Annotated in this window: 15 protein-coding genes; 7 read left to right on the forward strand and 8 right to left on the reverse strand. The window is 62.3% G+C overall.

Annotated features, from left to right (window positions below):
- Positions 1 to 20: 20 nt before the first annotated feature.
- Both DBIPINDM_RS35405 and DBIPINDM_RS35410 read right to left on the reverse strand, forming a co-directional pair.
- Positions 21 to 497 (reverse strand): SRPBCC family protein, encoded by a 477-nt coding sequence (locus DBIPINDM_RS35405; RefSeq protein WP_258583586.1) that lies wholly within the window; start codon positions 495 to 497, stop codon positions 21 to 23.
- 32 nt (positions 498 to 529) lie between these two features.
- Complete coding sequence (locus DBIPINDM_RS35410) at positions 530 to 844, reverse strand: ArsR/SmtB family transcription factor (RefSeq protein WP_258583587.1); 315 nt, start codon at positions 842 to 844, stop codon at positions 530 to 532.
- A 224-nt stretch (positions 845 to 1,068) separates the two neighbouring features.
- Here DBIPINDM_RS35410 and DBIPINDM_RS35415 point away from each other — a divergent pair, with 224 nt between their 5' ends.
- Both DBIPINDM_RS35415 and DBIPINDM_RS35420 read left to right on the forward strand, forming a co-directional pair.
- Positions 1,069 to 1,590 carry a single-stranded DNA-binding protein gene (locus DBIPINDM_RS35415; protein WP_258583588.1) on the forward strand — a complete coding sequence of 174 codons (522 nt, stop codon included), beginning with the start codon at positions 1,069 to 1,071 and terminating at the stop codon, positions 1,588 to 1,590.
- Between the two features lie 131 nt (positions 1,591 to 1,721).
- The gene (locus DBIPINDM_RS35420) at positions 1,722 to 2,147 is read left to right on the forward strand and encodes an OsmC family protein (RefSeq protein ID WP_258583589.1); all 426 of its coding nucleotides are present in this window, start codon (positions 1,722 to 1,724) and stop codon (positions 2,145 to 2,147) included.
- A gap of 106 nt (positions 2,148 to 2,253) precedes the next feature.
- Here DBIPINDM_RS35420 and DBIPINDM_RS35425 read toward each other — a convergent pair whose 3' ends face one another.
- The 3 genes from DBIPINDM_RS35425 to DBIPINDM_RS35435 form a co-directional block, all read right to left on the reverse strand.
- Positions 2,254 to 2,883, reverse strand: a complete 630-nt coding sequence (locus DBIPINDM_RS35425; protein WP_023670949.1) for a MarC family protein — start codon at positions 2,881 to 2,883, stop codon at positions 2,254 to 2,256.
- Between the two features lie 205 nt (positions 2,884 to 3,088).
- A complete protein-coding gene (locus tag DBIPINDM_RS35430) occupies positions 3,089 to 3,466 on the reverse strand; it encodes a VOC family protein (protein ID WP_258583590.1) in 378 nt (125 codons plus the stop codon).
- Positions 3,467 to 3,498: 32 nt separating this feature from the next.
- A complete protein-coding gene (locus DBIPINDM_RS35435; protein ID WP_258583591.1) occupies positions 3,499 to 4,029 on the reverse strand; it encodes a hypothetical protein in 531 nt (176 codons plus the stop codon).
- An 85-nt stretch (positions 4,030 to 4,114) separates the two neighbouring features.
- On the opposite strand from DBIPINDM_RS35435, the gene DBIPINDM_RS35440 reads away from it, so the two are divergent.
- Positions 4,115 to 5,008 carry a helix-turn-helix transcriptional regulator gene (locus DBIPINDM_RS35440; protein WP_258583592.1) on the forward strand — a complete coding sequence of 298 codons (894 nt, stop codon included), beginning with the start codon at positions 4,115 to 4,117 and terminating at the stop codon, positions 5,006 to 5,008.
- Here the strand turns inward: DBIPINDM_RS35440 and DBIPINDM_RS35445 are convergent.
- A complete protein-coding gene (locus DBIPINDM_RS35445) occupies positions 4,972 to 5,595 on the reverse strand; it encodes a ParB-like protein (protein ID WP_258583593.1) in 624 nt (207 codons plus the stop codon). The genes DBIPINDM_RS35440 and DBIPINDM_RS35445 overlap by 37 nt on opposite strands.
- Positions 5,592 to 7,328 carry a SulP family inorganic anion transporter gene (locus DBIPINDM_RS35450; protein ID WP_258583594.1) on the reverse strand — a complete coding sequence of 579 codons (1,737 nt, stop codon included), beginning with the start codon at positions 7,326 to 7,328 and terminating at the stop codon, positions 5,592 to 5,594. The genes DBIPINDM_RS35445 and DBIPINDM_RS35450 overlap by 4 nt, the downstream gene beginning before the upstream one ends.
- Before the next feature lie 175 nt (positions 7,329 to 7,503).
- Between DBIPINDM_RS35450 and gyrA the strand changes: the two genes are divergently transcribed.
- Positions 7,504 to 10,308 carry a DNA gyrase subunit A gene (gyrA, locus tag DBIPINDM_RS35455; protein ID WP_258583595.1) on the forward strand — a complete coding sequence of 935 codons (2,805 nt, stop codon included), beginning with the start codon at positions 7,504 to 7,506 and terminating at the stop codon, positions 10,306 to 10,308.
- A 69-nt stretch (positions 10,309 to 10,377) separates the two neighbouring features.
- Here the strand turns inward: gyrA and DBIPINDM_RS35460 are convergent, their stop codons facing one another.
- Positions 10,378 to 10,530, reverse strand: coding sequence for a hypothetical protein (locus DBIPINDM_RS35460; protein ID WP_013895297.1), 153 nt, complete (start codon positions 10,528 to 10,530; stop codon positions 10,378 to 10,380).
- Between the two features lie 195 nt (positions 10,531 to 10,725).
- On the opposite strand from DBIPINDM_RS35460, the gene coaD reads away from it, so the two are divergent.
- The 3 genes from coaD (at position 10,726) to DBIPINDM_RS35475 (ending at position 12,374) form a co-directional block, all read left to right on the forward strand.
- Positions 10,726 to 11,226 carry a pantetheine-phosphate adenylyltransferase gene (gene coaD / locus DBIPINDM_RS35465; RefSeq protein WP_258583597.1) on the forward strand — a complete coding sequence of 167 codons (501 nt, stop codon included), beginning with the start codon at positions 10,726 to 10,728 and terminating at the stop codon, positions 11,224 to 11,226.
- Positions 11,227 to 11,337: 111 nt separating this feature from the next.
- Positions 11,338 to 11,832, forward strand: coding sequence for a peptidylprolyl isomerase (locus tag DBIPINDM_RS35470; RefSeq protein WP_244277616.1), 495 nt, complete (start codon positions 11,338 to 11,340; stop codon positions 11,830 to 11,832).
- A 29-nt stretch (positions 11,833 to 11,861) separates the two neighbouring features.
- Positions 11,862 to 12,374, forward strand: coding sequence for a peptidylprolyl isomerase (locus tag DBIPINDM_RS35475; RefSeq protein WP_027029099.1), 513 nt, complete (start codon positions 11,862 to 11,864; stop codon positions 12,372 to 12,374).
- Positions 12,375 to 12,382: the final 8 nt, after the last annotated feature.

Raw genomic sequence — 12,382 nt, forward strand, 5'->3', positions numbered from 1 at the left:
TTCGTCTCCGATTTCCGTATTTATGCCGCGCGCAGCAGAAGGTGCGGCGTGTTCGCGGCGATGGGCTTTCCGGCTCCGCGCAACCCGAGCGAGAGTCGGTAGCCGGCGCCGGCCAGGGCGACGGCGGGCATCGCTTTGCGGGCAAAACCGTCATGGACAATGCGCAGATGCGTGCCGCCGGAAACGGTGCGGGCGAGTGTGAAGGTGACGACACTGTCGAGCGGATCCTGCAGCGTGGCATCGCGTGGCTGTTCGCGCCAGGAATAGCGCAGCAGGTGTTCCGGCTCGGCTTCGAGGATTTCGCATTCGATCGCGGCCTCAGTCCCGGCGAAGGCAAAACGATTGCCGATTTCAGGCGTGATGTCGTTCGGCATCATCCAGGCTGCGAGCAGTTCCGGCACGGTCAGCGCCCGCCACACCTTTTCCGGCGGCTCGGCAAGGTCGTATTCGAACTCCAGCGCATCAGGGGTGGCTTGGCCTTGGGTTTTGGCGTTCATTGATCCCACGTCCTTCATTGATCCCACGCTCTTCACTGATCCATGTCCTTCAAAACCGTCTTCAGCCTTTCGATGCGCTCCGGCCAGAAGGTCCGGTAGCGTTCGATCCAGGAGAGCAGCGGGGCAAGCCCCTGCGGGTCGGCACGGTAGTAGGCGTTGCGGCCGGCCCGGCGCTCGACCACCAGGCCGGCGCCACGCAGCACCGCCAGATGCTGCGACACCGCCGGCTGCGATACTGTCAGGCCGCTGCGCAATTCCGACACGCTCATCTCGCTTGCGGCGAGACGCTCGAAGACGGCACGGCGCGTCGGGTCGGCCAAGGCGCGGAAAATCTCTGCTTCGATCATGACAAAAGCATAAGTTGATACTTATCGATTTGGCAAGCGCTGTTTTGAAACCCATATGATGGACTCGGGCATTGCTGCCATTCCTTGACAATCAGCAGCAGTGCATATAGGAACGAAAAGGGAACAAAAACCTTGTGGGAAAAGCCAGCCTTAGCAGGCGGCTGACGTCGGCAGCCTGTAAGGTGCTGCGACAAAAATTTGTTTCGGATGAGCGGAGAAATATCATGGCGGGTAGCGTCAACAAGGTCATTCTGGTCGGCAATCTCGGCGCGGACCCTGAAATCCGCCGCCTGAACTCGGGCGAGCCGGTCGTCAACATCCGCATCGCCACGTCGGAAAGCTGGCGCGACAAGAATTCGGGCGAGCGCAAGGAAAAGACCGAGTGGCACAACGTCGTCATCTTCAATGAGGGCATCGCCAAGGTGGCCGAGCAGTATCTGAAGAAGGGCATGAAGGTCTATGTCGAGGGTCAGTTGCAGACCCGCAAATGGCAGGACCAGACCGGCGCCGACAAGTACACGACGGAAGTCGTGCTGCAGAAATTCCGCGGCGAGCTGCAGATGCTCGACGCGCGCGGCCAGGGTGAGGGCGGCCAGGTCGGCGGCTATTCCGGTGGCGGCAGCAGCCGCGGTTCCGATTTCGGCCAGTCCAGCCCGACCGAAAGCTTCAACCGTGGCGGCGGTGCTCCCAGGGGCGGCGGTGGCGGCGGTTCGTCGCGCGAACTGGACGACGAAATCCCGTTCTGATCGAAAGCAACACCCAGCGGCTGATGTCGCGCGATCGATATACCCCGAGAGTCCTGCATGGGCTTTCGGGGTTTTGCATTGTCGAATTGGCCTGACGGCAGGCGCGATCAAAGGACTGAAAGGACAGGACGATGAAGGCACGGGTAAAATGGGTCGAAGAGCGCACCTTCGTCGGCGAGTCCGGCAGCGGTCATAAGGTGGTGTTGGGAACCGCGTTCGGCCCGGAAGGCAAGACCCCGGGCCCGAGCCCGATGGAACTGGTGCTGATCGGCACCGGCGGCTGTTCGGCCTATGATGTGGTGCATATCCTCGAAAAAGGACGCGAGGCGGTCGAGGACTGCGTGGTCGAACTCGACGCCGACCGGGCCGAGACCGAGCCAAAGGTGTTTACGCGCATCCATATGCATTTCATCGTCAAGGGCAGGGCGCTCTCGCCCGACAAGGTCAAGCGGGCGATCGACCTGTCGATCGAAAAATACTGCTCGGCCTCCGCCATGATGGCCAAGACGGCCACGATCACGCATGATTTTGAAGTGGTAGACACGGCGGCGAAGTAGGGCAGTAGGGCAGTAGGGCAGTAGGGCAGTAGGGCAGTAGGGCAGTAGGGCAGTAGGGCAGTAGGGCAGTAGGGCAGTAGGGCAGTAGGGCAGTAGGGACTGCCGTTCACCCGGCCATCAATGCCTTGATGCCATCCGCCACGAACTGCACAGCGAGTGCGGCCAGGATGACGCCGAGCAGGCGGGTCAGGATCGAGCGGCCGGTCTGACCGAGGATGCGGTCGATGCGCTCCGACAGCACGAACACCAGATAGGTGATGGCGAGGCAGACGAAGATGATGCCGACGAGTGCGGCCTGTGCCGCAAAACCCTGAAACGAGCCGGAAAGCAGCACTGTCGCCGAAATCGCGCCGGGACCTGCAATCAGCGGAATCGCCAGCGGGAAGGCGGCGATGTTGTGGATCATGTCCTTGGTGATGGCGACGTCGCCGATCTTCTCCTTGCGGTCCTGGCGGCGCTCGAAGACCATTTCGAAGGCGATGAAGAACAGCAAAAAGCCGCCGGCGACGCGGAAGGCCGGCAGCGTGATGCCGAACACCGACAGGATCGAGGCGCCAGCCACCGCGAACAGCGCCATCACCAGGAAGCCGATGATCGAGGCACGCACCGAGACCTGCTGGCGCTCCTCGCGGTTCATGCCGCGTGTCACGGCGAGGAACAATGGCGCCAGGCCGGGGGGATCGATGGTCACGAGAATGGTGACGAAGGCATTGAACAGGCTGTCGAAACTCGGCATCGCTGACCCCTCCCACCGGGCCGAGCCCGCATTAGAGCGGTCCGGCGTTTCACGGAAACGCCGGACCGCTCTATCTCCTTGTTTTGACGCAATTCCGGACGGAAAACCGTTTCACACTTTTCCTGGAATTGCTTTGGGACATTGGTAGAGCAAAGCCCGGTCGGTGGGAACTGTCAGGACAGGGAAACTGCAGAGCTCGACTGGGTTAGCCGGCAGCGCCGCAATAGGCCTCGAGACGATAGCCATCCGGGTCCACGACAAAGGCAGCGTAATAGTTTTCGCCATAGTCGGCGCGCAGGCCCGGCTTGCCATTGTCGCTGCCGCCTTCGCGCAAGGCTGCGGCATGGAAGGCATCGACACTGTCCCGCATCGAGGCGGCGAAGCAGAAATGCAGGCCGGATTTTTCGTCCGCCGGCACCGGCCGCACCGCCTCATTGACCCATAGCGCGACGCTTTGCGCGCCATAGCCGAGCGAACCCGGTGACTGGCTGAGGCAGGCATAACCGAGCGGCTGCAGCGCGGCGTCATAGAAGCGCTTCGAGGCGTCGGCGTCGCGGACGCCGATCGAGATATGATCGAACATGGTTTTCTCCATTGTTACAGAGGGTTGCTGCATCACGCTGTTGTCGCTCGCCGCGCCAGGAACTCGACTTCGAGCCGCCATGTCGCGCCATTGTCGTGCGAGCGCTCGCCGAGCCAGCGGAAAGAATTTTCGGTGATCCGCGAAAAACTCCAGCGCACCGAAGAGCCGGTGCCGTCTGCGCCGACCTGCACGATGGTGTCGCCCTCGGCGCGGCCGAGCTGGCGGCTGAAGTACTGGTTGCGCGGATCGCTCCAGAAAATGTGCCAGGCGTCCGCGCCGGGATCATAGACCCGCAGCGTCGTTCCGTAGAAAGTCCATTTGCCCAGGGAAGGCTGGTCACCTGCGTTCCGCGCGGGTAGGATCCACACGTCCTGGATGGCGCGGCCTTCCAGCACCCAGCCGAAATGCACCTCGCCACGCCCGGTCAGCACGGTGCCATCCTCAAGGTGGCGCGAGGCGTCGAAAGTCCAAGCGCCGACGAAGCGGCCGTAAAGGTTCAGTTTTTCAGCAAGCCCGCCGATCGGTCCGGGACTGTGCAAGGCTTCGGCAAAGGGGTCGAACATGGCGGCGATCTCTTTCTGTCAGGAGACCGGGAGGAGTAGGCGCTGACGGGGTTCTGGGCTTGGGAAAAATTGCTATATTTCGGCTATGACAGCGACGACCCGCACTCTCGCATCTGGATCCGGCTGGCACGTGGCGGATGTGATCTGCACGGCCGGTGCGGGCGACCGGCCGTTCGAGGAGGCCCACCAGGATTTCTGCATTGCTGCGGTGACCAGCGGCACGTTCCGTTACCGCGCGCAGCAAGGTACGGTGATGCTGGCGCCGGGCGCGCTCCTGCTCGGCAATTCCGGCACCTGCTACGAATGCGGGCACGAGCATGGCAGCGGCGACCGTTGCCTCTCGTTTCATTTTGGACCGGCCTACATGGAACGGATTGTCGCCGGCGTGCCGGGCGCCAGGACGCTCACCTTCGAGGCGCCGCGCCTGCCGCCCTTGCCGGCCCTGGCGTCGCTGCTGGCAGAAGCGGAAGCCGCGCGCGAAATGGCTGACAAGGATGCTTTCGAGGAACTTTCCCTGCGCATTGCGGGTGCGGCCATGGCCACGGTTTGCGGCGCTGCGCCTGCCAGGCGCGCGCCGAGCCGTCGCGATCAGAAGCGTGTGGCGGAAGCGGTGCGGCGGATCGAACTGGATGCCGACGGGCCGGTTTCGCTGTCGGCACTGGCGGATGAGACGGCGACCAGCCCCTATCATTTCCTGCGCATTTTCCGGCAGGTCGCCGGCATGACGCCCTACCAGTTCCTGCTCAAGACCCGGTTGCACCGGGCAGCGGTGCGGTTGCGCCTGTCGGACGATGCGATCTCGGCGATCGCGTTCGAGGCTGGCTTCAACGATCTGTCGACGTTCAACCGCCGGTTTCGACGCGTCATGGGCGAGACGCCAGGCGATTATCGCGCTCGCCGATCAAGTGGCCTCGGCATGCGTGTGCCTCGACAGAGACAGGCTCAATCCGAGGTCGGTCCGCACCAGCCCGGCAGATAGTCCGCGTTCTTGCCCTTGGCGAGCGTCAGTGCCTCTTTCATCGCCTTGTCGAAGTTCTTCGCAATCGCATTGCGGTCGATGCGCCGGCGCAGAAAATCCGCCCAGATGAATTCGCTGAACGGCGTCGTGTCCTTGGCAAAGCCGCCCATCCGGCGCAGTTCGCCCGCCATGCTCCGGTAAGGATCATCGATCAGCTCGCCGATTGTCTTCGGAATTGCCGAGTAATCGCGGCGCCGGCCGTTCTCATCGAACGGGTGCATCCAGCCTCTGTTATCGAGCACGAAAAGAAACGCGTCCTTGTCGAGCGCGGACAGGTCGCTGATCACGGTCACAAGCACGTCCTTGACACCTTCGTCGAGCAGGGCGCGAGCGAGGTGATGGTGATCGGTGACGTAGTTGCGATTTTTGGGACCCAATACGACCGGCACCATGTGTTTGCCGAGAAAAGCGCCGGTCTTCTTCCTGGCGTCCTGCTCCCGGATCATCTGGCGCTTCAACGCAACTTCTCTCATGCCGACCGTTATCTGCGTCGGCCTCAGTTGCTCGACGGGAACCGGCGTGACAATGGGTTCTCGGGGGTCAATCATGGCACTCCATCCTGTTCTTGCTGCTGCTGTTTCCCGGGACCAAGTGATTTAATCGCGGCATCGACACTGTGAAAGATCCGCTGCGGGCCGATGAGGTCGGCAATGCCGAACCGCGCCAGAGCCGCCTGTGCACGCAGCGATTCCAGCCGCGCTATGGCAAAGACTGCGCCTGCCTTGCGGCAATGAAGGATGGTGTCGATCAGGGCCTGCGCGGCGGTGTAATCGATTTCGACGATGTTGCTGGCCTCCAGCACGACCAGTTTCACGGTTTCGTTCCTGGCGTCGATGAGATCGCAAAGCCCGCGCTTGAAGCGGTCGGCATTGACGAAGGACAACGGCGCCTGAAAGGCCGCCACCAGCACGCCTGGGAGTTGTTCGCCGGCTGTTGGCTTGCCCGGCGGCCACCACACAGAAGTGCCTGGTACCTGTTCGAGCTCGATCGGCAGCGTGCGGGTCGCGCTCCAGATCCCGTGCAGCAGCGACAGGCCGATGCCCACCGCCACGCCGGTCTCGATCGGCAGCACGACGATTGCCGCCATGGTGACCAGGATCAACATGAATTCGACAGGCGCCTGCTGGTAGACACTGGCGAATACCTTCCAGCGCAGAATGTGCTGGGCAACGAACATCAGAACACCGGCAAGGGCGGCCTGCGGAACATTGGCGAGCAGACCGCCGCCAAAGGCGCCGAGCGCCAGCACGATGGCCGCGGCAATGAGACCGGACAGTTGCGAGCGGCCGCCCGACTGGGAGACGATTGCGGTGCGCGGCGGGCTGGCATTGACGGCAAAGGCGCCCAACAGTCCGGCCGCAATGCTGCCGGCGCCAACGCCGACGAAGTCGCGGTTGACATCGGGGTCGCCCTGTTGCGGCACGAAGGAGCGCGAGGTCGCCGCCGTCTGAACCATGACGACGATCGAAATCAGCAACGCCAGCGGAACCAGCGCCTGCACGTCATCGAGGCCGGCCTCCGGCAGGTAGGCTCGCGGCAGGCCGTTTGGCAAGGCGCCGAGCACTTCGACGCCGCGATCCCTGAGGCCGAAGACGACGACAGCAAGCGTGGCAAGCACCATGCCGATCAAGGCGCCGGGGATGCGGGCGCTGATCCATTCCGAACAGAACACGATCGCGAACACGCCGAGGCCGAGCCCGAGGCTCCAGGGGTTGGTCAGGTGGAGACTGCCGGCGATCTCACTGATACGTCGCAAGGTTTCGCCGCTTTCGGAAGGCAGGCCAAGCAGTCCGGGCATTTGCGAAACAATGATGTGGACGGCAATGCCGGCCAGGAAGCCTGTCGTAACCGGAACCGATAAGAGATCGGCGATCCAGCCGAGGCGAAAGACGCCGCTGAGCGTCACGATCAGCCCGACCATCAATGCCAGCATGGCCGCCAGCGCCAGATAATGCGGCGAGCCGGATGTGGCAAGCAGCGCCAAGCTGCCGGCGAACAGCGGCGTGATGGTCGAATCCGCACCGGCCGAGAGATGGCGATTGGCACCAAACAGGGCGAACGCCACCGAACCGGCAACAAAAGCGAAGAAGCCGACCTCCGGAGCAAAGCCGCCGAGTCGGGCCGTTGCCATCTGCTCGGGAATGGCGATCGCCGCCAGTGTCAGACCGGCGATCAGGTCACCATTGAGATCCCGGGGCTGCCAGCCGCTCAACGCCCGCAAGGGCAGCCACGAGCGCCAATTCACGATGCTCGCGGCTTTTGCCTGGGGAATTTGGTCCATTGCCGGCTTTTGCCTTGGTGGCGGCGAAAAGCGTGATGGCCATATCGTCGCAATCAGCGGTATCCTTTTGAAATTACCACCAAAAATGACACTGGAAAAGTGCCGCGAACATTGGAGTTTCGGCCGTGCTTCCTATATAAGCGGTCAGTGATTCCTGATTAGATTGTGATCCGATTTGACCGACCAAAAGACACCGCGCGGCGCCGACGGCGGCCCCACCGGCATCGAGCCGATCTCCATCATCGAGGAGATGCAGAGCTCCTATCTCTCTTACGCCATGAGCGTGATCGTCAGCCGTGCGCTGCCGGACGTGCGCGATGGCCTGAAGCCGGTGCATCGCCGCATTCTCTATGCGGCGCATGAGAGCGGCTACCACTGGAACCGCAAATATGTGAAGTCGGCGCGCCCGGTCGCCGACGTGATGGGTAAATACCATCCGCATGGCGACGCCTCGATCTATGACGCCTTGGTGCGCATGGCGCAGGACTGGTCGCTGCGCGTGCCGCTGATCGACGGGCAGGGCAATTTCGGCTCGATCGACGGCGATCCGCCGGCGGCGATGCGCTACACCGAGTCGCGGCTGACCAAGGTCGCGCATGAGCTTTTGGAGGATATCGACAAGGATACGGTCGATTTCCAGGACACTTATGATGCCTCGGACACCGAACCCAAGGTTCTGCCGGCGCGCTTCCCCAATCTGCTGGTCAATGGCTCCGGCGGCATCGCCGTCGGCATGGCCACCAACATCCCGCCGCACAATCTGGGCGAAGTCTGCAACGGCGCCATTGCCGTCATCGACAATCCGGCGATCGACCTGCCGGCGCTGATGGAGATCATTCCGGGTCCGGATTTCCCGACCGGCGGCATCGTGCTTGGCCGCTCCGGCATCTACAGCGCCTATTCGACCGGCCGTGGCTCGATCGTCATGCGCGGCAAGGTCAACATCGAACAGCGCGGCAATGACCGTGAATCGATCATCATCACCGAGGTTCCCTACCAGGTGAACAAGGCCTCGATGATCGAGAAGATGGCCGAACTGGTGCGCGACAAGCGCATCGAAGGCATTTCCGACATCCGCGACGAAAGCGATCGTCAGGGTTATCGCGTCGTCATCGAACTGAAGCGCGATGCCGTCGCCGACGTCATCCTCAACCAGCTTTACCGCTTCACGCCGCTGCAGACTTCTTTTGGCGCCAATATGGTGGCGCTGAATGGCGGCAAGCCGGAAGTGATGAACCTGACCGACATGCTGAAGGCGTTCGTCTCCTTCCGCGAAGAGGTGATCACAAGGCGGACGAAATTCCTGCTGCGCAAGGCGCGCGACCGCGCCCATGTGCTGGTGGGTCTCGCCATCGCCGTCGCCAATATCGATGAGGTGATCAAGCTGATCCGCACCGCGCCCGACCCGCAGACGGCGCGCGAGCAGTTGATGGAGCGGCGCTGGCCGTCCGGCGATGTCGAATCGCTGATCCTTTTGATCGACGATCCGCGCCACCGCATCAACGAGGACGGCACCTACAACCTGTCCGAGGAACAGGCGCGCGCCATCCTCGAACTGCGCCTGCAGCGCCTCACCGCGCTCGGCCGCGACGAAATCGCCGACGAGTTGAACACGATCGGCGACGAGATCAAGGACTACCTCGACATCCTGTCGTCGCGCGCGCGCGTCCAGCAGATCGTCAAGGACGAACTCGCCGCCGTGCGCGACGAATTCGGCACCCCACGCCGCACCGAACTCACCGACGGCGGCGCGGACATGGAAGACGAGGACCTGATCCAGCGCGAGGACATGGTCGTGACGGTGAGCCATTCCGGCTACATCAAGCGCGTGCCGCTGTCGCTCTACCGGGCGCAGCGCCGCGGTGGCAAGGGCCGCTCCGGCATGTCGACCAAGGAAGAGGATTTCGTCACCCGGCTGTTCGTGGCCAATACCCACACGCCGGTGCTGTTCTTCTCCTCGCGCGGCATCGTCTACAAGGAAAAGGTCTGGCGGCTGCCGATCGGCAATCCGCAGTCACGCGGCAAGGCGCTGATCAACATGCTGCCGCTGGAGCAGGGCGAGCGCATCACCACCATCATGCCGCTGCCCGAGGACGAGACCAGCTGGGGCGAGCTCGACGTGATGTTCGCCACCACGCGCGGCACGGTGCGCCGCAACAAGCTGTCCGACTTCGTCCAGGTCAACCGCAATGGCAAAATCGCCATGAAGCTGGAGGAGGAGGGCGACGAGATCCTCGGCGTCGAGACCTGCACCGACAATGACGACGTGCTTTTGACCGCCAGTTCCGGCCAGTGCATCCGCTTCTCCGTCGGCGACGTGCGCGTCTTCCAGAGTCGCAACTCGGTCGGCGTGCGCGGCATCACCATGGCCGAGACCGACCGCATCATCTCGATGTCGGTGATCGAGAATGTCGACGCGCCGCCGGCCGAACGCGCCGCCTATCTCAAGCGAGCCGCAGCCGAACGGCGGGCTGCCGCCGGCATCGCCGCCGGTGAAGAGGAAGAGATCGCGCTGACCAACGAAGAAGTCGGTGAGGAGACGGAGCTTTCCGACGAGCGCTACGAGTTCCTCAAGGCACATGAGCAGTACGTGCTGACGGTGACCGAATATGGCTACGGCAAGCGCTCTTCGTCCTATGATTTCCGCCTGACCGGACGCGGTGGCAAGGGTATTCGCGCCACCGATGTGTCGAAGACGGCCGAGATCGGTCAACTGGTGGCGACCTTCCCGGTCGGCAATGACGACCAGATCATGCTAGTGTCGGACGGTGGCACGGTTATCCGGGTTCCGGTCAACGGCATCCGTTTCGCCAGCCGCGCCACCAAGGGCGTGACCATCTTCAATACGGCTGAGGGTGAAAAGGTGGTTTCGGTCGAGCGGATTTCTGAGCCGCAAGCTGACGAGGAAAGCGAAGAGATCGTCGAGGGCGGTACCGAGTCTGCTCCCGAGACTGATTCTGGTCCGAATAGCGCTGAGTAAGTCCTGGACCAGGTTTTGACATAGCAACGCCGGCCCATTGGCCGGCGCGGCAGCAAGTCTGGACTGACTTTAGTAGTGACGATACGGCTTGCGAGGGCCGAAGCCTTCGAACCGCTTGGTGGTTGCCCTGACGCGGACGCGCTGTGCCTCCTGATGCAGCCCGAATACTGTGGCGATCAGCATGGCGACGGTCATTGCGGTGGCGAGCATGTAGATCAGCATGTGCGTGTTCTCCTGCGCCTTACAACGGATATATGGGATTTTGGTTTCATCTTATTAAGGTGCAACCTAGTGAACGCTGCGTGAAGGCTTCGTGATCAGCGTGTTCATCTGTCGTTCATGTGCTGGAAAAGGTTCACGGCCTTCGCGCCAATCGGATTTGCCTTTGCGAGAGAGGCTCGCTAGAAGCACCCTGCCATGACTGAACGCACCGCCCTTTATGCCGGCTCCTTCGACCCGCTGACCAACGGCCATCTCGATGTGCTGAAGGCATCGCTGGCGGTTGCCGATATCGTCTATGCCGCGATCGGCATTCATCCGGGCAAGAAGCCGCTGTTTTCGTTCGAGGAGCGGGTGAAGCTGATCGAGGTCGCGACCAAGGCCGAATTCGGCCGCGATGGCGCCCGCATAAAGGTCGTTGCCTTCGATGGACTGGTCATCGATGCCGCCAGGAGGCAAGGCGCCTCGATCGTGATCCGCGGCCTGCGCGATGGCACCGATCTCGATTACGAAATGCAGATGGCCGGCATGAACGAGACCATGGCGCCAGAGCTGCAGACGGTTTTTCTGCCCGCCAGCCCTTCGGTGCGCACCATTACCGCCACACTTGTGCGCCAGATAGCCTCGATGGGAGGCGACATCCGCCCCTTCGTGCCGGCCGCTGTTGCCGGTGCGCTCACCGCCAAATTCGCGAAATAGAAATTTCGGAGACCTTTTATGCAGCTGAAAAAGCTTGCCTCGTTCCTCGTCGTGCTTGCCGGTCTCGTGACCGCATCGGTCTCGGCCTATGCCGCTGATCCGGAAAACACCATGATCATCACGTTGAAGGACGGTGACGTCACCATCGCTCTGCGGCCCGATCTGGCGCCCAAGCATGTCGCTCAGATCAAGAAGCTCGTGCGTGACCATGCCTATGACAATGTCGCTTTCCACCGTGTCATCGACGGTTTCATGGCGCAGACCGGCGACGTCAAGTTCGGCAACATGAAGAAGGGTTTCAACGCCCAGGCCGTCGGCACCGGCGGTTCCGACCTGCCCGACCTGCCGGCCGAATTCTCGCAGACCGAGCACTACAAGCGCGGCGTGGTCGGCATGGCCCGCTCGCAGGATCCGAACTCCGCCAATTCGCAATTCTTCATCATGTTCGCGCCGGCGCCGCCGCTCGATGGCCAGTACACCATCGTCGGCAATGTCGTCAGCGGCATGGAGCTGGTTGACAAGATCAAGAAGGGTGACGAGGCGGACAACGGTACGGTCTCCGACCCTGACCGGATGATCAAAGTGCGCATCGCCGCCGACAAATAATTCTGTTTTTGAGAAAAAGGATATCTGACATGGCTGAGATCAAGGACCGCGAGAACGCGCTCATCCTGGAAACGACCAAGGGCAAGGTCGTCATCGAACTTTTCCCCGATTTGGCCCCCGGCCATGTCGCCCGCATCAAGGAACTGGCCAGGGAAGGCGCCTATGACGGCGTGGTCTTCCATCGCGTCATCGACGGCTTCATGGCGCAGACCGGCGACGTCAAGTTCGGCAATTCGAGCAAGCCCACATTTGCCCCGTCCCGCGCGGGCATGGGCGGCTCTGAAAAGCCGGACCTGAAGGCTGAATTCTCCAATGCCAACCATGGCCGCGGCACCTGCTCGATGGCCCGTTCGCAGAACCCGAACTCGGCCAATTCGCAGTTCTTCATCTGCTTCGACGATGCCGCCTTCCTCAACCGCCAGTACACGGTCTGGGGCCAGGTCATCGAAGGCATGGACAATGTCGACAAGATCAAGCGCGGCGAGCCGGTGGTCGACCCCGACAAGATCGTGTCGCTGAAGGTCGCGGCAGACGTCAAGTAAGGCGAAAC

It is taken from the genome of Mesorhizobium sp. AR02 (genome assembly GCF_024746835.1).
In the GTDB taxonomy this organism is placed as follows: Bacteria; Pseudomonadota; Alphaproteobacteria; order Rhizobiales; family Rhizobiaceae; genus Mesorhizobium.

What these genes read in the sequence shown, in the direction of transcription:
- DBIPINDM_RS35405 (WP_258583586.1), bottom strand. Translation starts at nt 497, where the DNA reads ATGAACGCCAAAACCCAAGGCCAAGCCACCCCTGATGCGCTGGAGTTC.
- DBIPINDM_RS35410 (WP_258583587.1), bottom strand. Translation starts at nt 844, where the DNA reads ATGATCGAAGCAGAGATTTTCCGCGCCTTGGCCGACCCGACGCGCCGT.
- DBIPINDM_RS35415 (WP_258583588.1), top strand. Translation starts at nt 1,069, where the DNA reads ATGGCGGGTAGCGTCAACAAGGTCATTCTGGTCGGCAATCTCGGCGCG.
- DBIPINDM_RS35420 (WP_258583589.1), top strand. Translation starts at nt 1,722, where the DNA reads ATGAAGGCACGGGTAAAATGGGTCGAAGAGCGCACCTTCGTCGGCGAG.
- DBIPINDM_RS35425 (WP_023670949.1), bottom strand. Translation starts at nt 2,883, where the DNA reads ATGCCGAGTTTCGACAGCCTGTTCAATGCCTTCGTCACCATTCTCGTG.
- DBIPINDM_RS35430 (WP_258583590.1), bottom strand. Translation starts at nt 3,466, where the DNA reads ATGTTCGATCATATCTCGATCGGCGTCCGCGACGCCGACGCCTCGAAG.
- DBIPINDM_RS35435 (WP_258583591.1), bottom strand. Translation starts at nt 4,029, where the DNA reads ATGTTCGACCCCTTTGCCGAAGCCTTGCACAGTCCCGGACCGATCGGC.
- DBIPINDM_RS35440 (WP_258583592.1), top strand. Translation starts at nt 4,115, where the DNA reads ATGACAGCGACGACCCGCACTCTCGCATCTGGATCCGGCTGGCACGTG.
- DBIPINDM_RS35445 (WP_258583593.1), bottom strand. Translation starts at nt 5,595, where the DNA reads ATGATTGACCCCCGAGAACCCATTGTCACGCCGGTTCCCGTCGAGCAA.
- DBIPINDM_RS35450 (WP_258583594.1), bottom strand. Translation starts at nt 7,328, where the DNA reads ATGGACCAAATTCCCCAGGCAAAAGCCGCGAGCATCGTGAATTGGCGC.
- DBIPINDM_RS35460 (WP_013895297.1), bottom strand. Translation starts at nt 10,530, where the DNA reads ATGCTGATCTACATGCTCGCCACCGCAATGACCGTCGCCATGCTGATC.
- coaD (WP_258583597.1), top strand. Translation starts at nt 10,726, where the DNA reads ATGACTGAACGCACCGCCCTTTATGCCGGCTCCTTCGACCCGCTGACC.
- DBIPINDM_RS35470 (WP_244277616.1), top strand. Translation starts at nt 11,338, where the DNA reads ATGATCATCACGTTGAAGGACGGTGACGTCACCATCGCTCTGCGGCCC.
- DBIPINDM_RS35475 (WP_027029099.1), top strand. Translation starts at nt 11,862, where the DNA reads ATGGCTGAGATCAAGGACCGCGAGAACGCGCTCATCCTGGAAACGACC.